The 24,744-nt window shown below is 44.7% G+C and carries 21 protein-coding genes and 1 pseudogene; 14 read left to right on the top strand and 8 right to left on the bottom strand.

All coding sequences use genetic code 11. The features are described from left to right. Positions 1–108: 108 nt before the first annotated feature. Positions 109–984 carry an OmpA family protein gene (locus IQ257_RS09725; protein WP_193872819.1) on the top strand — a complete coding sequence of 292 codons (876 nt, stop codon included), beginning with the start codon at positions 109–111 and terminating at the stop codon, positions 982–984. 43 nt (positions 985–1,027) lie between these two features. Next, on the top strand, positions 1,028–2,035 hold the full coding sequence (gene fmt / locus IQ257_RS09720) for a methionyl-tRNA formyltransferase (protein WP_193872818.1): 1,008 nt from the start codon (positions 1,028–1,030) through the stop codon (positions 2,033–2,035). Here the strand turns inward: fmt and IQ257_RS09715 are convergent. Then, positions 2,026–2,397, bottom strand: a complete 372-nt coding sequence (locus tag IQ257_RS09715; RefSeq protein WP_193872817.1) for a DUF6464 family protein — start codon at positions 2,395–2,397, stop codon at positions 2,026–2,028. The genes fmt and IQ257_RS09715 overlap by 10 nt on opposite strands. 161 nt (positions 2,398–2,558) lie before the next feature. Then, positions 2,559–2,951 (bottom strand): hypothetical protein, encoded by a 393-nt coding sequence (locus tag IQ257_RS09710; protein ID WP_193872816.1) that lies wholly within the window; start codon positions 2,949–2,951, stop codon positions 2,559–2,561. Positions 2,952–3,091: 140 nt separating this feature from the next. Here IQ257_RS09710 and IQ257_RS09705 point away from each other — a divergent pair, with 140 nt between their 5' ends. The 6 genes and pseudogenes from IQ257_RS09705 to IQ257_RS09685 form a co-directional block, all read left to right on the top strand. Next, a complete protein-coding gene (locus IQ257_RS09705; RefSeq protein WP_228060574.1) occupies positions 3,092–3,463 on the top strand; it encodes a hypothetical protein in 372 nt (123 codons plus the stop codon). A gap of 31 nt (positions 3,464–3,494) precedes the next feature. After that, positions 3,495–4,730 carry an LL-diaminopimelate aminotransferase gene (locus IQ257_RS09700; protein WP_193872815.1) on the top strand — a complete coding sequence of 412 codons (1,236 nt, stop codon included), beginning with the start codon at positions 3,495–3,497 and terminating at the stop codon, positions 4,728–4,730. Positions 4,731–4,818: 88 nt separating this feature from the next. After that, the gene (locus IQ257_RS09695; protein ID WP_193872814.1) at positions 4,819–6,294 is read left to right on the top strand and encodes an AAA family ATPase; all 1,476 of its coding nucleotides are present in this window, start codon (positions 4,819–4,821) and stop codon (positions 6,292–6,294) included. Between the two features lie 8 nt (positions 6,295–6,302). Next, the gene (locus IQ257_RS29995) at positions 6,303–6,698 is read left to right on the top strand and encodes a hypothetical protein (RefSeq protein ID WP_228060573.1); all 396 of its coding nucleotides are present in this window, start codon (positions 6,303–6,305) and stop codon (positions 6,696–6,698) included. A 65-nt stretch (positions 6,699–6,763) separates the two neighbouring features. Next, on the top strand, positions 6,764–7,348 hold the full coding sequence (locus tag IQ257_RS29990) for a hypothetical protein (RefSeq protein ID WP_228060572.1): 585 nt from the start codon (positions 6,764–6,766) through the stop codon (positions 7,346–7,348). A 178-nt stretch (positions 7,349–7,526) separates the two neighbouring features. Further along, positions 7,527–7,649: pseudogene (locus IQ257_RS09685) on the top strand (Uma2 family endonuclease); the annotation flags it as partial. 341 nt (positions 7,650–7,990) lie between these two features. Here IQ257_RS09685 and IQ257_RS09680 read toward each other — a convergent pair. Continuing rightward, positions 7,991–10,582 carry a glycogen/starch/alpha-glucan phosphorylase gene (locus IQ257_RS09680; protein WP_193872813.1) on the bottom strand — a complete coding sequence of 864 codons (2,592 nt, stop codon included), beginning with the start codon at positions 10,580–10,582 and terminating at the stop codon, positions 7,991–7,993. Between the two features lie 352 nt (positions 10,583–10,934). Between IQ257_RS09680 and IQ257_RS09675 the strand changes: the two genes are divergently transcribed. Next, a complete protein-coding gene (locus tag IQ257_RS09675; protein ID WP_193872812.1) occupies positions 10,935–12,335 on the top strand; it encodes a BamA/TamA family outer membrane protein in 1,401 nt (466 codons plus the stop codon). A gap of 51 nt (positions 12,336–12,386) precedes the next feature. Continuing rightward, positions 12,387–12,845 carry a hypothetical protein gene (locus tag IQ257_RS09670; RefSeq protein WP_193872811.1) on the top strand — a complete coding sequence of 153 codons (459 nt, stop codon included), beginning with the start codon at positions 12,387–12,389 and terminating at the stop codon, positions 12,843–12,845. A 95-nt stretch (positions 12,846–12,940) separates the two neighbouring features. Here the strand turns inward: IQ257_RS09670 and IQ257_RS09665 are convergent, their stop codons facing one another. From IQ257_RS09665 to IQ257_RS09650, 4 genes are all read right to left on the bottom strand, one after another. After that, complete coding sequence (locus IQ257_RS09665) at positions 12,941–13,174, bottom strand: hypothetical protein (RefSeq protein WP_193872810.1); 234 nt, start codon at positions 13,172–13,174, stop codon at positions 12,941–12,943. A 104-nt stretch (positions 13,175–13,278) separates the two neighbouring features. After that, positions 13,279–15,762, bottom strand: coding sequence for an ATP-dependent Clp protease ATP-binding subunit (locus IQ257_RS09660; protein ID WP_193872809.1), 2,484 nt, complete (start codon positions 15,760–15,762; stop codon positions 13,279–13,281). Between the two features lie 25 nt (positions 15,763–15,787). Then, positions 15,788–16,021: a hypothetical protein gene (locus IQ257_RS09655; protein WP_193872808.1), complete on the bottom strand. Its 234-nt coding sequence runs from the start codon at positions 16,019–16,021 to the stop codon at positions 15,788–15,790. A 604-nt stretch (positions 16,022–16,625) separates the two neighbouring features. After that, the gene (locus IQ257_RS09650) at positions 16,626–18,221 is read right to left on the bottom strand and encodes a hypothetical protein (RefSeq protein WP_193872807.1); all 1,596 of its coding nucleotides are present in this window, start codon (positions 18,219–18,221) and stop codon (positions 16,626–16,628) included. A gap of 518 nt (positions 18,222–18,739) precedes the next feature. Here IQ257_RS09650 and IQ257_RS09645 point away from each other — a divergent pair. After that, positions 18,740–19,930: an MFS transporter gene (locus IQ257_RS09645; protein WP_193872806.1), complete on the top strand. Its 1,191-nt coding sequence runs from the start codon at positions 18,740–18,742 to the stop codon at positions 19,928–19,930. A 99-nt stretch (positions 19,931–20,029) separates the two neighbouring features. Here the strand turns inward: IQ257_RS09645 and IQ257_RS09640 are convergent, their stop codons facing one another. Further along, complete coding sequence (locus IQ257_RS09640; RefSeq protein WP_193872805.1) at positions 20,030–20,254, bottom strand: TraX family protein; 225 nt, start codon at positions 20,252–20,254, stop codon at positions 20,030–20,032. A gap of 128 nt (positions 20,255–20,382) precedes the next feature. Between IQ257_RS09640 and IQ257_RS09635 the strand changes: the two genes are divergently transcribed. From IQ257_RS09635 to IQ257_RS09625, 3 genes are all read left to right on the top strand, one after another. Then, a complete protein-coding gene (locus tag IQ257_RS09635) occupies positions 20,383–20,991 on the top strand; it encodes a GDSL-type esterase/lipase family protein (protein ID WP_193872804.1) in 609 nt (202 codons plus the stop codon). 349 nt (positions 20,992–21,340) lie between these two features. Further along, positions 21,341–23,680, top strand: a complete 2,340-nt coding sequence (gene hsdR / locus IQ257_RS09630; protein WP_193872803.1) for an EcoAI/FtnUII family type I restriction enzme subunit R — start codon at positions 21,341–21,343, stop codon at positions 23,678–23,680. Between the two features lie 95 nt (positions 23,681–23,775). Then, on the top strand, positions 23,776–24,744 hold a 969-nt coding region (locus IQ257_RS09625; RefSeq protein ID WP_193933008.1), incomplete at its 3' end, for a type I restriction-modification system subunit M.

Below are 24,744 nucleotides of genomic sequence, written 5' to 3'. Positions count from 1 at the left end.
CCGAAGTGAAACATTAATTTCGACAGTTTGGTATTGGTGGTGGCATGATCGAATTAGGCTTTGTCTGGTGTTATTCTTCTAGGGTCTGAATAGAATTCAGGAAAATCAGTGACCCAATCCGCTAGTTCAGCAGATACAATCACTCCCGATCCTTCAACCCACAACCGTTCGTGGTTACTCGTTTTAATTTTTCGAGTGCTGCTGCTGGGTGTCGGAGGAGGTTTGTCCTTGCTCTTAGGCATTGTTTTGGCTAACATTTATCCCAATCCCAATCCCCAAAAGCCACTACTGCTCAAAATGGGATTGCATTTTGAGAAAACTATACCAGTAGTTTCTCCCAATACTAGCTCAACAACAACAGTGCCAGATCTTGCCGAGTCGTCATTGTCCCTAACACCCGTACAAAGACAGCAGGTACAAGCACAGCTCAACCAGTTACAGGCACAGCTCAAGACCTTGAATGAAGGTGTTGGTACTCTAGAAGCCCAGCTCGGCACTAGTCGCCCGAATGAATCCTTAGAAGCGCGGCTGCAAGCGATCGCCCTACAACTCCAAGGGGTGAAGCCTAGGAGTCAAAACGGTTCCTCAGCAGGAACGAATGCTGTTAATCAAGGTGTCTCCCCTGACTCCCCATCCGCCCACAAGTTGAAGGTAACACTACCCAGCGATGTTTTATTTGAGGGCAGTAACAGCATTCTACGTCCCGAAGCAGGCTTAATTTTAGACAAAATTATTGCCGATTTGCGGAACTACCCATCCAGCACGATCCGCATCGCCGTCCACACCGACACTAATGGTGAAACCCAGGACAACCGCGAACTCTCGTTTCGCCGCGCCAAAGCCGTTGAGCAGTACTTTGCCCGCGCCTTGGGTGATGAGTATCGATGGCTGGTTGCGGGTTACGGCGAAACTCGTCCCCTGGTAGCGAATGATACCGATGCCAATCAGCAACGGAACCGTCGTATTGAAATTGCCGTTAATTAGGGGAAGTTTTGAATGCATGAATTTTAAATTTTGAATGTTCTCCATGAATGTTATTTTTTTCGGTACGCCTCAATTTGCACTACCCACCTTAGAACGCTTGTTAAATCACCCCGAATTTAACGTTCTGGGGGTCGTTACCCAACCGGATAAGCGACGGGGACGGGGGAAGGAGTTATCACCCTCACCCGTAAAAGCGGCTGCCTTGGCGCATCAACTCCCTGTCTGGCAACCGAAGCGGGTGAAAAAGCACACCGAAACCCTCACGCAACTGCGGCAAGCAGGGGCAGATGCGTTTGTGGTTGTTGCTTACGGGCAGATTCTCTCCCCAGAAATTTTGGATATGCCTGCCCTGGGTTGTGTCAACGTTCACGGCTCAATACTGCCCAAGTATCGGGGGGCTGCGCCGATTCAATGGTGCCTGTATCATGGCGAAACCGAAACGGGTATTACCACCATGCTGATGGATGCAGGCATGGACACCGGACCGATGTTACTCAAAAGTTATACCCCTATTCGGTTATGGGACAACGCCCCTCAGTTGGCGCAGATTCTTGCTGATGTGGGAGCTGATTTGTTAGTCGAAACTCTCCTCAAGCTAAAACGCCAGGAAATTAAACCCATTCCTCAAGAGGATGCCCAAGCTACTTATGCACCCCTCATTCAAAAGTCGGATTATTGTCTGGATTGGTCGCGCCCTGCTATTGATTTACACAATCAGGTGAGGGGATTTCTTCCCAACTGTGTGGCATTGTTTCGGGATAAACCGCTGAAAATCCTCGCTACGGCTCCCCTTGGAGAGGCTTACTTCTCTGAGTTGCCCTCAACCTTACAAACGTTAGAGCGGGACTGGTTTTCTCTATCGGAAAAATCAGGGTGTCCTGGAGAAGTAATCAGCCTTGCCAAGGGAACGGGTCCGATTATTCAAACGGGCAACGGATTGTTACTGTTGCAGGAAGTGCAGTTAGCAGGGAAACGGGCTCAGTCGGGTTGGGATTTTGCTAACGGGATGCGTTTAGCTGTCGGAGACGTTTTAGAAAATGGTCAAGTTTGATTGTCTGGTGTAATGGGTTCGTAGTAACGGCAAGAACTACACGGACCTTCTGGATTAACCGCACAACGCACGAGTTCGGAGTGAGCATTAAAGCAGCACGTGGCGTCGCCAATAACCCAGCGTCCGTTAATCTGGCTTTTCTCAGTTGGGCGTTGGGCAGACTGCACGTAAAGAGCAATTTTTTGCAAGCGATAGCGCCCTGATTTCAGGCGATAACGGTGGCGACGTTCTAGCACAGCGTAGGTTTGACCTTCAAAGTCGAGATAGCTACCGGGTTGGGGAGTCCAATCGAGTTGAACATTGCCAAGGCTCTGACGCGGCTGCGTCAAAATGAGCTCTGCTGGTAGAGAATCTGGCTCCATAGTGACGTATGTAATGCGGACTACATTTGGATGGTATCGCAATCAACGCCAGAAGGTCTCCCTTTTCCTTGGCTTTACTATGTTTTTGCCATACTAAGTGCTGAAGAGCCGCAGGTTTTTTATTTCAGTAGGACAGGCATCCTGCCTGTCGATGGCAGGTGCTAAAGGAACTCATACAGAATTTCATCAGGTTCGTCATCCATGTCCTCCAGGTTAGTAGATACGACAGGATGTGTGAGTGGCGATGCTCGTTTCACTGCCTGCGTAGGTGAATGAATCCCAGTAGCTGGGGTTGCAGTGCTACTAACTCCCAGCCGACTGTGACTGAGTGCCGAAACTTGGTAATTTAGGTAGTCCACTTTCTTCGATAGCGCCTCTAACTGTTCTATTGTGGCATAGCGTTTCGTTTCCTCACCTTGCTGCAAGAATTCAGCCAAGATGGAAACGGCAGCCGCAGCAGTCGAATCAAGCTGCTGTTGCTTTTGGTAGGCTATCAGGGCTTGGTAAAGTGAGTCAGGTAGGCGGATGCTCAGGAGCTTTTCGTCACAATCCATAATTCCTACACCTCAAGATATTTTTCATAAACCTATGATAAACGGAATTTGATAGAGAGGATTTTCTGGAGAAAACCGATGGTAATGAAGTTAAAAGAAGTTAAAAAAAGTAGTTCCCTTTGGACGATCGATTGACGAGTATGGGAAAATGTTTAATCTCTCGGAGTCTGAACTCAAAAAGCGAAGGAAAGAAAGAAGGACGATATCGAACGGGAGCGTTGCCAAAATTGGATAGTAATGATGATGACTATAATATCGCTTTGTGTTCGCACTTTTTATTCTTATATTCCGACCCTTATGACTTTAATTTCCACCGAGACTCCATTCAAGAAATGCTAAGGGTGAGCCAAGAAGTGCGTATTTTTCCATTGCTGAGTCTGATGTTAAAACGCTCCCCCTATCTCGACTCAATTGTGCAAGAATTTCGGGAGCTGGGATATACCGTATCGGTTGCCAAGGTTCAATACGAACTCCAGAAAGGCGGTAATGAAATGCTCCGTATTAGAAGATAGACTGTTTTAACGGCGTTTGTAGTAATTCACGATGGCAACGATTAACGACAACTATCTCAAACTCAAAGCGGGCTACCTGTTTCCTGAAATTGCGCGACGGGTGAATACCTTTGCAGAAGCCAATCCTGATGCCAAACTTATCAAGCTGGGCATTGGCGATGTCACGGAACCCTTGCCGGAAGCGTGCCGCACTGCCATGATTAAAGCGGTGGACGACATGAGCGATCGCTCCACGTTCAAAGGCTATGGTCCCGAACAAGGCTATCTCTGGTTACGGGAAAAAATTGCAGCCCACGACTTCCAATCTCGCGGATGCGAGGTTGACGCTTCCGAAATCTTCATCTCCGATGGTTCTAAGTGCGATACAGGCAACATTCTGGATATCTTTGGTAAAAATAACAAAATTGCGGTGACTGACCCCGTTTATCCGGTGTATGTAGACACCAACGTGATGGCGGGACATACCGGAGAGGCGAATGAGAGGGGCGAATTTGAAGGCTTAGTGTATCTGCCCATTACCGCAGAGAACAACTTCACCGCCGAGATTCCTTCTGAGAAAGTCGATTTGATTTATCTGTGCTTCCCCAATAATCCTACGGGAGCAACGGCAACGAAGGAACACCTGAAGGCGTGGGTGGAGTATGCAAAAGCCCATAACTCCATTATCTTTTTTGATGCGGCATATGAAGCGTATATCACCGATCCAGAGCTTCCTCATTCTATCTACGAGATTGAAGGAGCGCGGGATTGTGCGATCGAGTTTCGCTCGTTCTCTAAGAATGCTGGGTTTACTGGAACTCGCTGTGCGCTGACAGTTGTACCGAAGAACCTAACGGCGAAAGCTGCTGATGGTTCGGATGTGGAACTGTGGAAGCTATGGAACCGCCGCCAGTCTACCAAGTTTAATGGGGTATCCTATATCGTACAACGGGGTGCTGAGGCAGTTTACTCTGAGGAAGGACAGGTGCAAGTTAAGGAGTTAATCCACTTCTATCTAGAAAACGCCAAAATTATCCGCGAGAAATTAACAGAAGCAGGAATAGACGTTTATGGCGGTGTGAATGCACCCTATGTCTGGGTGAAAACGCCGAATGGTTTGTCGAGTTGGGATTTCTTCGATAAGTTACTGCAAACGTGCAATGTAGTGGGAACCCCTGGTTCTGGTTTTGGTGCGGCGGGTGAAGGTTACTTCCGTATTTCGGCATTTAATAGTCGGGAGAATGTGGAGGATGCGATGAAGCGGATTACCCAGAAGTTTAAGGTGTAGTGATTAGGGTGGGACAACACCCACCCTAGCATTTACAGGTCATTCATGTACGAAAAATTTGATACCAATTCAATAGGAGGAGTATTGTATGCACCTGCAACGAATTCAAGTCCCTGATTTCCGGGTTTTAAAGAATGTTGATATCACGTTTGAAAAGAAATTTGTTCCTAGCATTTTTCCCCTTGGTAGTCAAAATGGGGGTGGGAAGAGTACACTTTTGCAATTAATTTTTGTGTTACTCCACTGTTCTAGTGATCCGGATAAGATACCGTTTTTGAAAAATATACTCTATGGATTAAAAATTTATGATGATTCTGAAAAGAGAGTTTTAGCTATATTTGATATTTGGGATGGAGAAAAAATTATCAATCTTGAATTTTTCTGTCGTAAAGACTCTTCTATTCAAGAATTATTAGGGGCAAATAACGATGATGAAACAATCGATTATTCTGATTTTAGATTTTCTGTACCCAATAAATTGGAAGAATTCAAGACAAAGCTTGTAGTACTGAAAGAAGAATCTAGTAATTTAGCTCAGTTAGAAAGAAATCTAAAAGAGAAAAAAGAGAAAGATATTATAATTGAAGTCAAGGCTTCTAATCAAAGATTAGAAGAAAATGGTATTTTTTTAATTGCAGTTGATAATATACGTAAGGCTTTTATTGATGAGGGAATAAACTATCCTTTAAGCGATTCAATTTCAATGATAGTAAAAGATATTAAAGAACGAATAAAATTTTATCAAGAAAAGCAGAATAAAATAGAAAATATCTTACCCAAAATTATTGAATACATGAAAACAGAAAAATTGCTTTATATATCCAATTACTCATCCCATGAGAATGGAAGTGAAGATGAAGTATTACTCTGTCATATTAATGATTTAGATATTACTGAATCAAAATTATTTTTAAATAAGCTTTCACAAAAAATATTTCTGGCTGCTCCTGCAACCCAAATTTTCATTTTTATGTCAAAAGACTCTAGAAAATTATTATTGAAGGCTGCGCCTAAAGAAGATAATAATTACTATTCAGAAATTCAAGATGTAAAATCTAAAATTACAAGTTTATTTACCTATGATTTTCTGTCTGTAGAGCTTATAATTAAAGCTTTTTTAGATGCTCGCGATCAAGATTTCATAGAAGCTATAGAAACAGGAGAATATGGAAATAATTATAAGGCTATCAAGAGGGAGTTAAACCAAATATTATACAATAAGAAAATAAATATAGATAAAGAATTTTCAGAAATAACCTTTAAATTAGATAGAAACGGTGAGACTATAGAATTATCTCCAGAAGACCTAAGTCATGGAGAGCTGAAAAGGCTGAGTATTTATATGTGGCTGAAATACCGTAATATAGAGAATGCAATTGTTTTAATGGATGAAATTGAAATCGCATTTCATCCAGATTGGCAATATCAAATCATTTCAGACCTTAAAGAATGGTCGCCCAGTAATCAGTACATCCTTGCCACTCATTCCTACGAATTATGCCAAGCTCTCACACCTGCTCATGTTAAGGAACTGGAGCCAAAGCTTCTCAAGCAAGAAGTCTAACACTAAATATGAGTCTTAGCTCAGAACAGCTAGAGCAACATTGTAAAACGATTCTTCAGTCTCGAAGGATTAGAAATAAGATTGTTGTACTATGTGAAGGTGATATTCCAAAAATTCAGGGCAGACCATCACCTCAATCCTATGGCAGAATGGAAGAAATGCCAGATGCCAACTTTTATAAGGCGTGTGTGCCAAAAGGGTGGACTCAGTATCGACCACAATTTTTTAACTGTGGCGATCGCAAAGATGTAATAGATAGCTACTTCTCCCTTTTAGACTTACACAATCAAAACAAAGATAACTCGTACTTAAATCCCGATAAACTTTTTGCAGTTGTAGACCTAGATCTTCAAGTACAAGCGATTGATAACTACAGCATTTTTCAGTCTAGTGAGGTACAGTAACAAGACGAGGTTAGCCTCTGTGAGCGCAAAAGTCTTATTCTCAATGTACCTCACCAGCATGGAAAATGCTGTATCATTTCGCAGATACCGAAGAAATTTTTCGCAGTCTTTACGACCAGTTCAAGCTCAAGGAACAAAATACAGAACACCATCAGATCTGGGTTACAGGTTTAATTCATAAAGAAGCATACTTTCTGATACCTGAACTCCAATCACTGTTTAATGATTTTCCTAATCTTCCAATTTATAAGGGAAATAGAATTACTCTTCAAGATATTTATATCGAGATGGCGGATGCACTTATCATAGATCCTGATTTACAAAATAACTTACAACGAGCATTTGATCGCATTAGTTGCTGCTCTGGATTAGATTGTAGTGAGCTAGAAAAGTTGCGAAATTCATGGAAAAACCAGTTTCAAAAAGCAAAAGATGATACGCGGAAGGATGAGTTAGTCCTGGCTTTGCTAACAATTAAAAAAGCTAAGAAGTATTGGAACCAAGTTCAGCCCCCCAGTGACTGGACTGGTTCACCTAAAGCCTTTAAAGATCAAGTTTTATTAGAAATAGGAAGATTTTACTCAGAACACAGTAATAACCCTAAGTATCATATTCCTTTTTTCTTAAAAACCTTATATAAGTTCGTTTAAGTCTAAACGGCGGTGCAGTGAGGCTTGAAAAATGCTAATCGCTACAGGATGATAGGTTTTAATCCTTTATTCTCGCTACCTTCGTTAAACTCAATCTATAAGGTTTCACAAGTTGCGGTGGGCAATGCCCATCCTACCTGACGATATCGGTATCCAGCATAATTCTAGGTTATCTCAAATGGTACAGACACCCACTAAACCTTTAACTCTAAAAGAGTTTCTGGAGCTTCCCGAAACCGAACCCGCTAGCGAGTACATTCAGGGTCAAATTATACAAAAGCCAATGCCACAGGCAGAGCATATCCCTCTTCTGTCAGACTCCGAAAAATGGGGGTCAAACCCTGATTCTTGCGTTAGGTGTAGTTGGCTGTAATGACGGAAATTGGTCAGAATTTCGGAAAGTGACAGAAGCGGCATAAAGCATACTCTTGAGCTCTTAAAGGTCTGAAAGTTAAGGGTAATCTCGAGCAACGACTTGAGGTTCTTGTCCTACTGCCTTGTAAATTTTGCTGGAGTTGTAAGTAAAAGGGAATGTTAGCGGTAGTGGGGTTTCTGGGGAGTTTGGGAGCGACTGCGATCGCATCCTGCCGTAACGTTAAAGTACTCCCCACTCCCCACTCCCCACTCCCTACTCCGCACACATCAAGCTTGACGTGGCGAATTAAGTACCTTCAACCCAGCCGCATCTTGATCGTAATCGTCGAGTTCAATTTTGACCGGCTCCACGTTCCAAATCTCTTGACAATATTGTCGAATCGTGCGGTCTGACGAAAACTTACCCATGCGAGCCGTATTGAGAATCGACATCCGAATCCAGTTATCCTGATCGCGGTAAGCTTGGCTCACTCGTTCCTGACAATCAATATAGGATTGATAGTCAGCTAAGAGCAGATACTCGTCGTGGTAGAGCAGCGAATCCACAATGGGTTTGAACACCTCCCGATTACCATCTGAGAAGTCACCAGCCGCAATGCGATCGATTACTTCTTTGAGTTGGGCGTTGTTGTTGTAATAGTCCAACGGTTGGTATCCCTTCGCCTTGAGATCAAACACTTCTTCATCCGTCAAGCCAAACAGGAAGAAGTTGTCATTTCCTACCACCTCTCGAATTTCAATGTTGGCACCATCTAGGGTGCCGATAGTGAGCGCTCCATTGAGGGCAAACTTCATATTGCCAGTACCGGAGGCTTCCTTACCCGCTGTAGAAATTTGCTCCGAGAGATTGGCAGCCGGATAAATCTTTTGACCTAAAGATACAGAGAACCCTTCTACGAATACCACCTTGAGACGATCAGCAACATCGGTGTCGTTGTTAACCACTTTGGCTACGGCATTGATCAACCGGATAATTAATTTAGCCATAAAGTAGCCAGGAGCCGCCTTGCCTGCAAAAATAAAGGTTCTCGGCAGGATTTGCAAACCTGGATTCCGCTTGATCCGGTTGTAGAGGGTGATGATGTAGAGAACATTTAGCAACTGGCGCTTGTATTCGTGCAGCCGCTTCACCTGAACATCAAACAGGGAATTTGGATCGACTTCCACATCGTTGAATAGAAGAATATAATCCACGAGCTCTTGCTTATGCTCCTGCTTAATTGACCAGAAGCGGCGGCGAAACTCCGGATCGTCTACAAAGGCTTCTAGCTTCTGTAGTTCTTCTAAGTGAGTTACCCAAGTCTTGCCAATCTTTTCGGTAATGAGTTCCGATAGTTGGGGATTACTCAGCAAAATCCAGCGACGGGGTGTAACGCCGTTGGTTTTGTTGTTAAACCGTTCCGGCAAAAAGTCGTAAAAATCTCGCAACACTCGATGCTTGAGCAATTCGGTGTGCAGCGCGGCTACCCCATTGATGCTGTGGCAGCCGATACAAGCTAGGTGTGCCATGCGGATAAACTGCTGAGAACCTTCCTCAATTAGAGACATCCGCGACACCCGCTCTGGGTCATTTGGATACTTCGCTCGTACCTGCTCTAAGAAGCGGTGGTTAATTTCGTAGATAATCTCTAAGTGCCTGGGTAAGAGGCTCTGGAATAGGCTAACGGGCCAGCGCTCTAGTGCCTCTGCTAATAGGGTGTGGTTGGTGTAAGCGAAGGTATTTTTGGTGATATACCAGGCGCGGTTCCAACCGATGTCGTACTTGTCCACCAGCAACCGCATTAATTCAGCAATACCAATGGACGGGTGAGTGTCATTGAGCTGAATGGCTACTTTTTCGTGAAAGTTATCAAAATTGCCGTGGGTGCGGCGGTAATTGTTGATAATGTCTTGTAACGAACAGCTTACGAAGAAATACTGCTGTTCTAGTCGCAGTTGCTTCCCTTGGGAGGTGTTGTCGTTGGGATAGAGAACTTTTGAGATATTCTCGGAGAATATTTTGCCCGTTACGGCACCAGCGTAGTCGCCGCTGTCGAAAACCTGGAAGTCGAATTCTTCACTCGCTCCTGCCCGCCAAAGACGCAGGGTGTTCACTGTATTGTTGTGGTATCCCGGCACCGGTGTATCATAGGGCATTCCCATGATTTTCCGCTCGGGCATCCAACGCACTCGATAGCGACCTTTCTCATCATGGTAGCCTTCGGTGTGTCCCCCAAACATCACTTCAACGGTTAGTTCCGGGTGTCGGATTTCCCAAGGGTTGCCGAAGCGAAGCCACTTGTCGGGGTGTTCGACTTGAACACCTTCCTCAATCCGTTGATCAAAAATACCGAATTCGTAGCGAATTCCGTAGCCGACTGCTGGAATGGCTAAGGTGGCTAGGGAGTCTAAAAAGCAAGCCGCCAAACGCCCTAAACCGCCATTACCCAGTCCGGGTTCAGCTTCGAGATTTCTCAAGTCGCTTAGGTCGAGTCCAGATTCTTTGACAGCTTGGCGAGCCCGTTCGTATAAACCCAAGTTCAGTAGGTTATTGTCGAGCTGGCGACCCATCAAGAACTCTGCCGACAGGTAATAGACTGTCTTGACATCATTTTGCAGGTAAGTCGTGGTCGTATTGATCCATCGATAGAGCAGCCGATCCCGCACTGTATACGCCAGAGCCATATAGTAATCGTGGGGTGTCGCCAAATACTCGTTTTTGCCCTGGATGTAGTATAAATTATCGGCGAAGGCTCGTTTGAGCGTCTCCACCGTCATGCCAGTGCGATCATCTTCCACCTGAATCTCAACGGGTTCCGTGGGATGGAGATTGGATTGTACGGGTTCTGTGGGATTGGGCTTAAAAAAGGTGTTATCCATAAGCTGAAGTATTACTACTGAGGAGTTGACATCCACCTCCGCTAATCTAATGGCTGGAGTCAGAAGGTGCCAATACCAGAATTCAGGGTTTCCTCATTATCCATCAGCCAGCTTAACTCGGTTGGCTAAAACTGTCCGGGAAATTACGGTTTATAAAGTTTTCTCTACAGGCTTTCTTTCCTTGGAGCCTTCTGCCTCCTGCATAGCTGCCTTCTTGCACTAGTGCAATATCTGGTTCTTAGCGATCGCTTTATTTAGATGAAGCCTCCCCTAATGAATCTATGATTATCCTATACGGTTGCGCTGCAACATCCATCGTCAGAAGCCGTTCAAGGTTGTGAGGAACAAACCGATGCAAAAGCCAGGGGATTTAGGGAAGCCGATTGCTTCATCACTGCTGCTGTCATTGGCAACTACGTCCATCAGTTTGCTAGTTGCCACTCCTAGCTGGACACAAACGAGCTGTGAAGCTTACTCCATTAATCGTTCAACCCCACAGACTCAAACCCCGCCTATTTCCGCCTTCCTGCCTTGGCCCGAGCCCCGTTTTCACCCCGTAGCACAACAATCTTTAAATCCTGCTGATCGCGCCTGTGTCGATCCGGCAAGTCCTCTGGCGCAGCGAAATCCCTTCGAGGAAGAAGAAACCTTATCATTTTACATTGGTTCAAAGCTTCCCAACCCCACTGCATCTCAAGGACCGACGAGTGCGCCCATCACCCCCGCCGCCTCAGACTTGCGCGGTGGCACTAACATCACTGTGGGTTCTCAACTGAATTTGGGCGATACGCAACGTCTGGCGCTGGAACTTAAAGGGGGTGAATCGGTGCTGGGGCTGTATTTAGGTTATGTTCAGGTGACGGACGATCCGCGACAGGGGTTTGCCGTAAGTGGTTTCAACCAACGTTCCTATTCTACGGCACTGGCAGAAGGCGATCGCAATGTAGAACTTCCTGGGGGTGATACTCCTTGGGTACATCGCCTCGGTGGTGGGGTAGAAGGGTACATTCCCATCGGTACGGTGGATACCACTGTTGGTGTCACCTATCAGCGCGTCTCGGTTCGGGATGATGTCTTTACCTCCGATTTAGCACCTGTGGATGAGTTGGGTAATCCCCTGACGATTAGTGATGATGGACAAGACGAACTGCTAACTCTCAATCTTGCTGCTCAGTACGACACCCGGAATAGCCCCCGCAACCCCAGTGAGGGAACCCGAATCCGATTAGGATTAGATCAGTCGATTCCGGTTGGTGATGCCGAGATTTCGATGACTCGTGTTAATGCCAGCGCCACTCAATTCATTCCGCTTTCTTTGTTCGGGTTTGCCGAAGGTTCTCGTACCCTAGTGTTGAACTTGCAGGGCGGTCATATTTTTGGCGACGCGCCTTTCTACGAAGCGTTTAGTTTAGGTGGTGCTAGTTCCGTTCGGGGTTACAGTGGTGGTGAAATAGGGACGGGTCAAAGCTATATTCAGGCAACGGCAGAGTATCGCTTTCCTATTACTTCTTTGACGGCATTTGACGAGGCAATTGACCTTGGCGGAAGTTTGTTTATAGACTACGGCAATGTACTAGATACCCAAGATGAGGTATTTGGCAAACCGGGTTTAATGCGGGATAAACCTGGTGAAGGATGGGGTTTTGGTCTGGGATTACGTGCTTATACTAGTTTCACGACTGGACAGGCAGAATTTGCTATTAGCGAGCAAGGTGATGTAGAGTTCCATTTCTCTTTGGGGCAGCGTTTTTAGTCGTGCAAAAACCTTGCACTTTATTCACTTTTAATCGTCCTCTAACCCTTAATGTATGAGGGTTTCCAGTTTGTGCAGCAAGCCCTACATAGCCCAGATTTTTTGGCAAAACAACGACTCATCCTCAAAGGAGTTTCCCAGAGGCATCAGGACGAGAACACGATAACAGCCTATGATTTAGCTCGCATGATCTCAATGTTGGGTTGGCATTATTACATCCCCCAATCATCGCGACTACCGGGTGTACAGTGGCATAGTTTAGAAACTGTGATCAGAGCCATGGGTTCAGATGCGGCTCGTTTAACGGATCTTGCTCTGGAAGAGTTGGATTTGCAGAATAAAATAAGTTCTATTGTCATCCTCTCTAAGCTGGGTAATGGTGTTACCCAAATGCGCAACCGAGCTGAAGCTGTTTATGTGGCGTTGGTGCAATTTGTTAAGCCAAATGCTGGAGGTGCAGATGAACTCATTACCTTTAGCATGGCAATCAAGGGAGCAAAGAGACTCTAACCCAGAGAGGTAAAGCGCGAGGTGCTTGAACTGGATGCCAGGATGGCAACGGAAGTCACAGAAATTATCCGTAGAGCAGGGATGGGGTAGTTAGGCTAAACCCTATTCTGAGGCTGTTCGCACACTTTTCCATATTTATCATAGACCTGTTGAGGAGTCGCTGGCATGACGTTGCAGTATTCTTCGCTACCGTTGCTCTTACCAGCAGGGGCTTGATACCCACAGACAAACTCGGCTGTGCCGTCACAGAAGATATAAGCCCCACTGAAGTAGCCCTCTTTGTCAGGATTACCAAAGGTTTCTTTAACAATTTTGGTTAACTTGTTCATTGAAAATCCTCTTCTCTTGCTGTAGATTGGCTTGTGATTGTTTTCTCCTCCCTGTGCATCCGAACTTGTCTGGCCTTTTAAGTGACAAGAACGTGTTAAACCCTTTATATTGTCAATACTTCTGGCGGCAATAATTCTCGCTGATCGCCCTGAGTAACTTTAATTTGACCATCATCATCTACATCAACAATAACAGTATCTCCATCATTGAGGCGATCGCTCAGGATTTCCTCAGCGAGACAGTCTTCCAACAAGCGGGTGATAGCCCGACGCAGAGGACGTGCTCCGTAACTGGGATCATACCCTTCTTCCACCAAGCGGTCTTTAAATCGTTCAGTGACCTCCAGAGTAATTCCTTGCTCCAGCAAACGGCTACGTACCTCACCTAAAAGGATAGAGGAAATTTGTTTAACTTCATCCTTGGTCAGTTGCCGGAAGACAATGATTTCATCGAGACGGTTGAGGAACTCTGGACGGAAATAGGCTTTAAGTTCTTCATTCACCAGGGAGCAAATGTATCTGTAGTGAGAGTCAGCTTGATTTTCAGCCGTCTCAAACCCCAAACCCCCGCCGCCTTTTTCAATCACCCTAGAACCAATATTGGAGGTCATAATCAACAATGTGTTCTTAAAGTCCACAATGCGACCCTTGGTATCCGTTAAACGACCGTCTTCTAGGATTTGCAGCAGCAGATTGAACACGTCAGGGTGTGCTTTTTCAATTTCGTCAAGTAGCACTACCGTATAGGGACGACGGCGGACGGCTTCGGTTAATTGTCCCCCTTCGTCGTAACCGATATAACCGGGAGGAGAACCGATGAGCTTGGAGATAGTGTGACGCTCCATGTATTCGGACATATCTAACCGAATCATGGCTGCTTGATCCCCGTAAAAATAAGCTGCTAGTGACTTGGCAAGTTCTGTTTTACCTACCCCTGTTGGACCTGAGAAAATAAAACTGGCAATCGGTCGATTAGGGTTACTAATGCCAACGCGGGCGCGACGTACTGCCCGGGAAATGGCATTGACGGCTTCTTCTTGACCAATGAGCCGAGTATGTAGGATATCTTCCATCTGAAGCAGCTTTTCAGACTCGGATTCGGTCAATTTGTTGACTGGGATTCCCGTCCATGAGGCGACAATGTGGGCGATGTCCTCTTCATCGACGACGACGGGAGTATACTCAGTATCGGTAGAGTTGAGGCTATTGTCTGGAATGAGCGCCCGAATCTCTGTCTGAAGGGCTAATTCGCGATCGCGCAGTTTTCCTGCCTTGCTAAACTCTTGGGATGCAATAGCCTCATCTTTATCCTTGAGGAGTTGACGGAGTTCTTTATTAAGGCTTTTGGCAGCGGATGGCACTTTAGAGTTGAGTATCCGAACCCGAGAACCCGCTTCATCAATCAGGTCAATCGCTTTATCGGGCAAGTAGCGATCGCAGATATATCGGTTTGAGAGCTTAACGGCAGCGTCTAGGGCAAGGTCTGAAATTTTGAGTCGGTGGTGTTGCTCGTAGCGATCGCGCAATCCGTATAAAATTTCAATTGTTTCCTCAACGCTGGGTTCATTCACCATCACTGGTTGGAAACGACGTTCTAAGGCTGCATCCCGCTCAATATACTGACGGTATTCATCAAGAGTGGTTGCACCAATACACTGAAGTTCGCCCCGCGCCAGAGCAGGCTTAAGGATATTAGCGGCATCAAGGGAACCTGAAACTGCCCCTGCCCCAACTAACGTATGAACCTCGTCAATAACTACAATTACATTTTTGCAAGCCCGGATTTCCTCAATGATTTTCTTGAGCCGCTCTTCAAACTCGCCTCGGTACTTAGTGCCTGCAAGCAAGGAACCTATTTCTAATGTAAGAACCTGCTTACCTTGAAGGCGATCAGGAATATCGTTGTTGACAATCCGTTGAGCTAGCCCTTCTGCCAGGGCGGTTTTACCGACTCCTGGCTCTCCTATCAAGATCGGATTATTTTTGGTGCGACGACCCAGTATTTGAATAATTCGCTCAACTTCTTTTTGGCGACCCACTACTGGATCAAGCTTGCCCTGCGCTGCCAGTTGAGTCAAGTTGATGCCATATTCGTCGAGGGTTAAGGTTTTTGTGCGGGTACGACTACTACTACTATTGGTTAGGGTAGGTGTCATTTCAGACAGCATCTGAAGCACTTTAGTCCGAACTTCTTTGGCATCAACCCTCAGGTTTAAGAGTACTTTTGCTGCCACACCCTCTCCATCTCGAAGCAGTCCTAGCAGCAAGTGTTCGGTGCTAACGTAGTCGCTCCCCAAAGTGCGAGATTCTGCCAGGGACAGCTCAAGGACACGCTTACTCCTCGGGGTAAAAGGAATGTCAACAGCAACAAAGCCCGAACCGCGACCAATAATTTTTTCAATTTCTACTCTTGTATCTTTGAGCGTAACCCCCACCGAGTGCAAGACTTTTGCCGCAACACCATTTCCTTCTCCAATCAGACCCAAAAGGATTTGCTCTGTACCTATAAAATTATGACCGAGGCGACGGGCTTCCTCTTGAGAAAGCCTAATTACTTTAATGGCTGTATCTGTAAAGCGTTCAAACATGAGTGTGTCCTTGGGGAGGAAGTAATTACTGTCCCGTCTGGATTCGGGATTTTAAGCCAGCTATTTCAACCAGAGCCTCTCGGTGAAACTGAACCACACAGGAGGCTGATTCCCGATAAGGTACACCTGTGGATACTTTCAGAGTGATGTTGGTGTTGGTCGAATCGAGTAACCGTTGCACCGTACAGGGTTGCATCTTATTCTTGCAGTAGGCAATGATGCGATCACCCACCTTAATATCAAGTGCTTGAATGTTCATTAATACTCCTCCTCTTAGTCCAGGAATTGGCTCAGTCAGTCGTATCCAACATGACAAACGGTTTATCGGTACGACTTCACCGAGTTACCATTAATTTTCTTGGAGGTATTGTGGTTCCTTACTGCTTTCATCGCTCAAAGCCCGCCAAATGCTGAAGAGTAGATTTCTCGCTCCTCGCTACTCTACTGTTGTCGTGCCTCTTAAGATTAGCATATAAAAATCAATTATTTTATCAAAATTAAATTTTAATCGTCAAGATAATGTCGTTGTAACGATTCATCCGAGCATTTGATACCAATTGGGTATAAGTTAATGACACAATTGTCTGGGCTACTCCTGCTAGGGACTGGGTTTTATTTGTGTCAAAGCCAAACCCAATTGGTATGATTCGTTATGTAGACTACATTCATTACAATCCTGTCCATCATGGATTTGTGAAGGCTCTCAAAGAAAGGTTCGGCATATTCCAGCTTTTACCGCTATGTTCAAGCTGCTATTTATTCACAAGAGTGGGGAGCAATTGACACAATCAGATTTGATATAAATGTAGGTAAGGAATAAGGGTGTTGGGTTTCACAAAGTTCAACCCAACCTACGAGAGTGATCACATTGGCTGTGAACTCCGAAAGAACTCTCGAAGTTCCTCATAAGTCATAACTTCATAGTCAGAAACATAGAATTTTGCGATATTTGGATATTTGGTCACAAATCTAGCACGTATCAGCAACTCAGATTGAACCTCGACCTTACATTTGCATTTGAACTCGTGTCTGACAATTGCAGCATTATTTTTAACCCAATTTAGTTTAGACAGAAATTTGTAATGATATTTCTTTTGTGTAAAGTGATCTTGATACATTTGATGCCATCCCCGGAATGTAAGTGATCCTGCAATTACTTTTACCTCAACAATGTCTAGTGTATTATTTGAAGGGTTATATGCAAGTATATCGATCTCACCACAAGGTAAATATTCTCCTGTAGAAAGTTTCTTTAATCCCCAAATGCAGTGATAACCTATCTCACCATAAAACTCAACCAAAATTCCTTCAAAAGTATTCTTTCTGTAATATTCTTCAAGCTGATTTAGGGCAGGACGGAACCATTTTTTCTTCTTCAAATCTGTTCTTACTCCATGAATCAATGACCAAAAGAGGTGGTCAATCCACTCGGTAAACATAGGTACTGAAATAAGTAGATGTTCGTTATCTGTTAAAACTTCTCCACGCATCGAACTTGGACTATAAAGGGCATCAAGGTGTCGAATGCGTGGTAAGGAAACACCCGCAAAGTTCAGCATTCTCAACATATCGCTTCTTTTTAGGAAATCCCGATTATCACCAGGAAGTTTCGCTCTTGATAGAAACGCAAAATCTACAATGCCATTCACCGTTTTAATCGACATTTCCGAAATGTCTGCAATCCACTCAGATAAGTACTGTCGGGAATGGACTACAACAATGCCCACATAAGGCTCTGTAATCTCGACTAATGCATCTAGAAATTTATTGAGATCGTTAATTGAAAAGCCGACGTTAGGCTGAAGTGCAGCATCTAAAATTTGCGCGTAACGTCCTTCTTTAATATTAGGATATACTTGTTCTAAATTTTGCCAATCAGGTTTTTGTCGCATATAGAGAATACGACGTTCAAATTCATTGCCATAATCAGCCATAGGTTGCGGCATTAGAACTGCTGATAGTGGTTCTAGCTCTGCGAAAAAAAGGGGGAACTCCTCACCGAAATAATGAAAAAAATTAGACCACTCTGATGACAAACTCATGATTGTCATTAAAGAAAACGCTTGAATAACTTCTTTCTCTTCTGGTATCCCACGAAACAATTTTGAAGAAGCAGTTACGTGCCGAAGTGACACATCAATGATATATCGCCATCCATATCGTCCTATGGGCGCTAAAGTGTTAGGAAAAGTCTCGCTAACTAATTCTTTACCATTCACCTGCTCATTGAGATATATGACTGACCATCGTACTAATTGCTCCATTGCTACACGAACCCATGCCGCTGGTTCGCGAGAAAAGATGAGTTTCTGAATTTCTGATTCAGCTTTTCTGTACAAATAGTTTAAGAACGACTTAACATTTTCGGAGCCTTCAATGCGTCCCCCTTTAGGAGTTTTAGGACTATCTTTAAGCAACTCCTCTAAGATTGCCTCTGGAGCATCCCAAATCGGTTCCATAATAAATTTTGTGAGCAAGAGTGGCTTTATTGTAGCTAACTTGAATAGTGCTTGCTGACCATTAACCTCACGCTAACCTTACCCTGAGTGTCGCAAATAGGTTTTCGGTTGCGCCCTCACGGACAATCTAAGCCGCATGACTCGTGATTATACAGATCCTGTCTGTTTAACTACCCAAATTGGGATGTTATGTAGATTTTGTCCATATAGCATTCCAACCCCCTCAGTAGTATCTGTGTGTTGCTGCAAACTTTTGAGTGTGTAGAGTTTCAACCCGTCAAGAAGACAATCTCTTCTGGTTTGCCTACAATGAGTTACAGACGTTTTTGCAAGTCCTTTCGCAAGCTCTTCGCTTCTATGACTTTCCCTCCCTGGTAATCTTCTAGAACCCGTTCCAGCCCGCGATTCGCCATACAACTAAGGCGGAGAGTTTGTTCGTGGATTCCCCCTCCTTTCTCGCCAACGCCCTTGAAGATGTTGCGCTGGTGTTCAAATTTTGAGGACGGGAGAATTTCACGATGTCATTAGATAGTAAAAACAAAACGACCAGGACTGTCATTGTATTAACGATTATTTTCCTGGCGATTGAGTTATTAGACGAGCTTGTGGATGGAGTGGGGGGTGCAGCCTATCCGTTGATTCGGAATGATTTGCATCTTTCATATATACAAGTAGGACTGTTGCTGACGATACCCAATACAATCAGTAGCCTGATAGAGCCGATTCTGGGTATTTTGGGAGATCTAGGTCAACGACGGCAATTGATTTTGGGGGGAGGCGTTGCTTTTGCGATCGCATTACTACTCATTTCCCTCAGTCATCACTTTTTCTGGTTATTAGCCGCGTTTGTGCTGTTTTATCCCGCCTCTGGCTCTTTTGTCAGTCTTTCCCAGGCAACGCTGATGGACATCGAACCAACGCGCCATGAACAGAACATGGCACGTTGGACATTAACGGGTTCTGTTGGCAATGTCCTTGGACCTTTGGCTTTAGCAGGTGCTGTAGCATTAAATCAAAGTTGGCGGAGTGTGTTTTTAATCTTGGCGGTACTAACGGTATTACTGGTAGGAATCTTGTGGAAGTATCCCAGCGCAACTCTAACCGCCTCATCTCAAGTTGAGCAGCCAATACAGAGTTTCAACGATGGTATCCGTCAAGCTATCAACGCCTTAAAACGACGCAACGTACTGCGTTGGTTAACGTTATTGCAATTTTCGGATTTAATGTTGGATGTTCTGCGTAGTTTTTTAGCACTGTATTTTGTGGATGTCGTGGGTGCAAGCAACACGCAGGCGAGTTTTGCGATCGCGGTATGGTTGGGGTTTGGCTTACTCGGAGATTTTCTCCTCATTCCCTTACTTGAACGAGTGCGAGGACTCGCTTATTTAAGGTTTAGCGCAATGATTGTTTTGTGTCTTTACCCAGCTTTTTTGGTTGTACCCAATCTCAATGTCAAGCTCGTCATTCTCGGCTTTCTGGGGTTCCTGAATGCAGGTTGGTACTCAATTCTTCAAGGGCGATTGTACACAGCGATGCCGGGGCAGAGTGGGACAGTTATGACACTCAACAACCTGGCGGGTTTCGTGGGTGGTTTAGCCCCGTTTGTACTGGGTTGGGTGGCTCAACAGTATGGTTTGCAACCTACGATGTGGATGTTACTTGCAGCACCCATCGCCTTGCTCATTGGGCTTTTTAAAAACAGTCTCTAAGAATGTTGCTGAGTGATTCAGATTCCATTGTTCAATAAACTCTCTGGTCATGCGACGAGAGTGCGATCCGCGAAGCGCTTCCGAAGGAAATCGCTCTCCTCAGGGAATCTGTGAAATAATAGTAAAAATTATCAGTCGAAATAGATAACCCGAAAAGTTGCTCGTATGCCGCTCTCCCTGGACGAGAGCATAGCCAAATAAGGGAAATGCCAGTCTGCCAATGATTCGGAGTACTTCCACGGAGGGAAGGAAGAAATATCCGATATGATCAACAAGCATTGTAGAGAGAGCGATTAATTTCAGGTGAGAATCATTGATTTTCATTGAAAATACGCTATCTAGCTATTTAGGATATGACGGGACAATTCATCACCCGATTAATTCTATCAAGTCGGTGCTGGGGAAACTCAGTTTCAACTAAGTGTGGTAAATCCTAGGGCGGGCGCAACATCATGGAGAATCAGTATAACGTGCGTATTTGCTTTGTAGGCGATTCTTTTGTTAACGGAACTGGCGATCCTGATTGTCTTGGCTGGACAGGCAGGATTTGCGCGAGTGTTTGCAGACAAGGGTATGATATAACGTATTACAATTTGGGAATACGAAGAGAAACCAGTGCAGATATTGCCAATCGTTGGCTAGAAGAAGTTTCCCGTCGTTTACCTGACGAATACGATGGCAGGATTGTCTTCTCGTTTGGGGTCAATGATACCACTATCGAACAGGGTAAGCTCCGTATTCAATTGGAGGAGTCTGTCAAGAATGCTTACCACATTTTAACGGCGGCTCAACAATTATTTCCAGTTTTGATGGTCAGTCCACCTCCAATTGCAGATAATAAGCAAAACTATAGAATTGCAAAATTATCAGAACAGTTGGCTTTAGTTTGCCATCAATTAGACGTGCCTTACTTGGATGTTTTTACTCCCCTGCAAGCCTCAGCGATTTGGATGGATGAGGTTGCTGCCAATGATGGCGCTCATCCCAGTTCGGCAGGATACTCTAAATTAGCTGAGTTAGTGCAAGACTGGGATGCTTGGTTAGCTTGGTTCCACAACTAGCTAAATCGGCAAACTCCGTCTCGGATTAAAATTCTCAACCTCTCGTAGCTTTTGATGTTAGTGAAAGACAAATGACTCATGACGCACGACTACTGACTCCTTAGAACCAGTCATTATCCTCTTCATCCCAATCATTCTCTAGAGGAGCAGGACGCGATCGCTTGCGAGTGTATCCACAATCCAGCGTCACTTCTTTGAGTTGCCGTTCCGCGTCATTGGCAACGGTGTCAGCTCGATTGCGCTTTTCTACCCGTTCCCGCCGTTGTCGGTGATTCCCCTAGCCGAAAGGATAGGCAGAAGACGGTTCTATTCGTTACCCTAAAGGAAGGTTTTACATATAGATGCTCAGTTGGATAAAAAGCAGCTTTCTGAACGGGATATTTGTACGAAATTTATTACCCCTGCTTTGGAGAAAGCTGGCTGGGATATTCATCGACAAATTCGAGAGGAATTTTCCCTGACGAATGGACGGATTATTGTGCGGGGGAAACTTCACACCCGTGGGAAAAATAAGCGAGCTGATTATGTATTGTTCTATAAGCCGAATATTCCCTTAGCGGTACTTGAGGCGAAGGATAATAATCATTCGGTTGGGGATGGAATGCAGCAGGCTCTAGGCTATGCAGAAATGTTGCAAGTTCCGTTCGTGTTTAGTTCTAATGGCGATCGCTTGTTGTTCCATAACAAAATTAATACGGATGGGGTTTTAGAGCAAGAACTTGAGTTTGCTCAGATGCCATCACCGGAGAGGCTGTGGCGATTGTGGTCAGAGCATCAGGGTTTAACGGAAGAACAATCAAGCATTGTTACCCAAGATTACTTTAGTGATGGGAGTCATAAAGCACCCCGATATTATCAGCTTTTGGCGATTAATAAAACCATTGAAGCGATAGCCATTGGGCAAAACCGGATTTTGTTGGTGATGGCGACGGGTACGGGGAAGACATTTACAGCTTTTCAGATTATTTGGCGGTTGTGGAAGTCGCGGACGAAAAAGCGGATTTTGTTCTTGGCGGATCGGAATATTTTAGTCGATCAGACGATGACTAATGATTTTAAACCGTTTGGTTCGACGATGACAAAAATACAGAAGCGACAGGCGGATAAATCCTATGAGGTTTATTTGTCACTTTATCAGGCGGTGACGGGTAATGAGGAAAGCCGCAATATTTATAAACAATTTAGCCCCGATTTTTTCGATTTGATTGTCATAGATGAATGTCATCGGGGGAGTGCTGCGGAGAATTCGGCTTGGCGGGAAATTTTAGAGTATTTTACCTCAGCAACTCAAATTGGTTTGACGGCTACACCGAAGGAAACTAAAGATATTTCTAATATTGATTACTTTGGTGAGCCGATTTACACCTATTCCCTACGCCAAGGAATTGATGATGGTTTTTTGGCTCCCTATAAGGTAGTAAGGATTGATATTGATAAGGATTTGGCTGGCTGGCGGCCGAGTAAGGGGATGAGGGATAAATATGGGGAGGAAATTGAAGATCGGATTTATAACCAACAGGATTTTGATAAAAGCTTGGTGCTAGAAAGGCGCACTCAGTTGGTTGCTCAAAAGGTAAGTGAGTTTCTCAAGCAAACTAACCGCTTTGATAAAACAATTGTCTTTTGTGAAAATATTGACCATGCTGAACGGATGCGCCAAGCTCTTAATAATGAAAATAGTGATTTAGCAGCAGAAAATTCTAAGTATGTGATGCGGATTACGGGGGATAATCAGGAAGGGAAAGATGAGCTGGATAATTTTATTTTTCCAGAGAGTGTTTATCCTGTAATTGCTACTACTTCTAAGTTAATGACAACAGGGGTAGATGCCCAAACTTGTAAATTAATTGTGCTGGATCAGCGGATTCAGTCGATGACGGAGTTTAAACAAATTATTGGGCGGGGGACTCGGATTAATGAGGACTTCGGTAAGTTTTTCTTTACGATTATCGATTTTAAGAAGGCGACAGAATTGTTTGCTGACCCGGATTTTGATGGTGATCCAGTTCAGATTTATGAGCCGAAAGGGCCAGATGATTCACCTGTTCCACCGGATGAACTGAGAGATGAGGATGGGGATTCTCGTGGAGATGATTGGGGTGATTGGACTGAAGAAGAAGTCTCAAATGTGAGGCGGTATGTGGTGGCGGATGTGGAGGTAAAGGTTTCTTCAGAACGGGTGCAATATTATGATGCAGATGGCAAGCTAATTACAGAATCTTTAAAGGATTATACCCGCAAGGCTTTGGTAACGGAATTTGCTTCCCTAGATGATTTTCTGCGACGGTGGAGTGATGCAGAGAAAAAACAGGTGGTAATTGAGGAATTGGCAAAGGAGGGGGTCTTTTTTGAGGCTTTAGCCGAAGAAATTGGGCGGGATTGTGATCCGTTTGACCTGATTTGTCATATTGTTTGGGATATGCCGCCGTTGACTCGCAAGGAACGGGCCAGGGAAGTTAAGAAGCGCAATTACTTTACCAAGTATGGGGAACAGGCGCGAAAGGTTCTAGAAGCACTGCTAGATAAGTATGCAGATGAGGGGATTGAGGCGGTAGAGGAACCACAAATTCTCAGGATTTCACCGTTTACACAGTTTGGGACACCGCTGGAAATTGTTAAGGCTTTTGGGGGGATGAAGGGTTATCAGGAGGCGGTGCGGGATTTGGAACGGGAACTTTATAGTGCATAATGATATGGCGTTACTTTTGCTGCGTTACGCTTCGCTAACAGCACCCTACGGTAATGGCTCAAAGTTTTGCTTTTAGGAAGTTTAGGAAAACAGTTATGGCGATCGCAACTTTGGTTAAGAGTATTCAGGACATCATGCGTAAGGATGTGGGTGTCGATGGGGATGCTCAACGGATTAGCCAGTTGGTTTGGTTACTGTTTCTGAAGATTTTTGATGATAAGGAACAGGAATGGCAGTTTTTTGTGGAGGGGTATAAGTCGCCTCTAGATGAGCGGTTGCGGTGGTCAAATTGGGCAAAAGATGATGAGGGGATGACGGGGGATGAGTTGATTGAGTTTGTTAATAATCAGCTTTTTCCGGCGTTGAAGACTTTAGGAACTGCGGCGGGGGTTTCTAATCGGGGTAGGGTGATTGGCTCGGTGTTTGAGGATGCCTACAATTATATGAAGTCGGGGACTTTGTTACGACAGGTTATTAATAAGATTGAAGAAGATTTAGATTTTAATTCCTCTAGCGATCGCCATTTATTTAATGATATTTATGAGAAGATTCTGGCGGATTTGCAGTCGGCTGGGAATGCGGGGGAATATTATACGCCTCGTGCGGTAACTCAGTTTATGGTAGATATTCTCAATCCGCAGTTGGGGAAATCGTTACTTGATCCGGCTTGTGGAACGGGGGGTTTTTTGACTTGTGCGATCGATCATCTCAAAAAACAGGTGAAAAATCCTGATGATGAAAAGATGATTGAGATGACGATTCATGGGGTTGAGAAGAAGCCGTTACCCCATATGCTGGCAATGACGAATATGATGTTGCATGGCATTGATGTGCCTACAAATATTCGCCATGATAATACCTTAAGTCGTCCTCTCAAAGATTACAGTCCTGGGGAACGGGTGGAAGTGATTATTACTAATCCGCCGTTTGGGGGTGTCGAAGAAGATGGGATTGAGAATAATTTTCCTAAGAAGTATCAAACTAGAGAGACGGCGGATTTGTTTATGGGTTTGATTATGCACCTGCTCAAAAAAGATGGGGGGCGGGCTGGGGTGGTTTTACCG

Origin of the sequence: Coleofasciculus sp. LEGE 07092, assembly GCF_015207375.1 — a bacterium.
Classification (GTDB): Bacteria; Cyanobacteriota; Cyanobacteriia; order Cyanobacteriales; family Coleofasciculaceae; genus LEGE-07092.
This window is presented reverse-complemented; position numbering and strand designations above follow the sequence as displayed.

Excerpts from the sequence above, each read along its gene's own strand:
- fmt (WP_193872818.1), top strand. The coding sequence starts at position 1,028 with ATGAATGTTATTTTTTTCGGTACGCCTCAATTTGCACTACCCACCTTA.
- IQ257_RS09715 (WP_193872817.1), bottom strand. The coding sequence starts at position 2,397 with ATGGAGCCAGATTCTCTACCAGCAGAGCTCATTTTGACGCAGCCGCGT.
- IQ257_RS09710 (WP_193872816.1), bottom strand. The coding sequence starts at position 2,951 with ATGGATTGTGACGAAAAGCTCCTGAGCATCCGCCTACCTGACTCACTT.
- IQ257_RS09705 (WP_228060574.1), top strand. The coding sequence starts at position 3,092 with ATGGGAAAATGTTTAATCTCTCGGAGTCTGAACTCAAAAAGCGAAGGA.
- IQ257_RS09700 (WP_193872815.1), top strand. The coding sequence starts at position 3,495 with ATGGCAACGATTAACGACAACTATCTCAAACTCAAAGCGGGCTACCTG.
- IQ257_RS09695 (WP_193872814.1), top strand. The coding sequence starts at position 4,819 with ATGCACCTGCAACGAATTCAAGTCCCTGATTTCCGGGTTTTAAAGAAT.
- IQ257_RS29995 (WP_228060573.1), top strand. The coding sequence starts at position 6,303 with ATGAGTCTTAGCTCAGAACAGCTAGAGCAACATTGTAAAACGATTCTT.
- IQ257_RS29990 (WP_228060572.1), top strand. The coding sequence starts at position 6,764 with ATGCTGTATCATTTCGCAGATACCGAAGAAATTTTTCGCAGTCTTTAC.
- IQ257_RS09680 (WP_193872813.1), bottom strand. The coding sequence starts at position 10,582 with ATGGATAACACCTTTTTTAAGCCCAATCCCACAGAACCCGTACAATCC.
- IQ257_RS09675 (WP_193872812.1), top strand. The coding sequence starts at position 10,935 with ATGCAAAAGCCAGGGGATTTAGGGAAGCCGATTGCTTCATCACTGCTG.
- IQ257_RS09670 (WP_193872811.1), top strand. The coding sequence starts at position 12,387 with ATGTATGAGGGTTTCCAGTTTGTGCAGCAAGCCCTACATAGCCCAGAT.
- IQ257_RS09665 (WP_193872810.1), bottom strand. The coding sequence starts at position 13,174 with ATGAACAAGTTAACCAAAATTGTTAAAGAAACCTTTGGTAATCCTGAC.
- IQ257_RS09660 (WP_193872809.1), bottom strand. The coding sequence starts at position 15,762 with ATGTTTGAACGCTTTACAGATACAGCCATTAAAGTAATTAGGCTTTCT.
- IQ257_RS09655 (WP_193872808.1), bottom strand. The coding sequence starts at position 16,021 with ATGAACATTCAAGCACTTGATATTAAGGTGGGTGATCGCATCATTGCC.
- IQ257_RS09650 (WP_193872807.1), bottom strand. The coding sequence starts at position 18,221 with ATGGAACCGATTTGGGATGCTCCAGAGGCAATCTTAGAGGAGTTGCTT.
- IQ257_RS09645 (WP_193872806.1), top strand. The coding sequence starts at position 18,740 with ATGTCATTAGATAGTAAAAACAAAACGACCAGGACTGTCATTGTATTA.
- IQ257_RS09640 (WP_193872805.1), bottom strand. The coding sequence starts at position 20,254 with ATGAAAATCAATGATTCTCACCTGAAATTAATCGCTCTCTCTACAATG.
- IQ257_RS09635 (WP_193872804.1), top strand. The coding sequence starts at position 20,383 with ATGGAGAATCAGTATAACGTGCGTATTTGCTTTGTAGGCGATTCTTTT.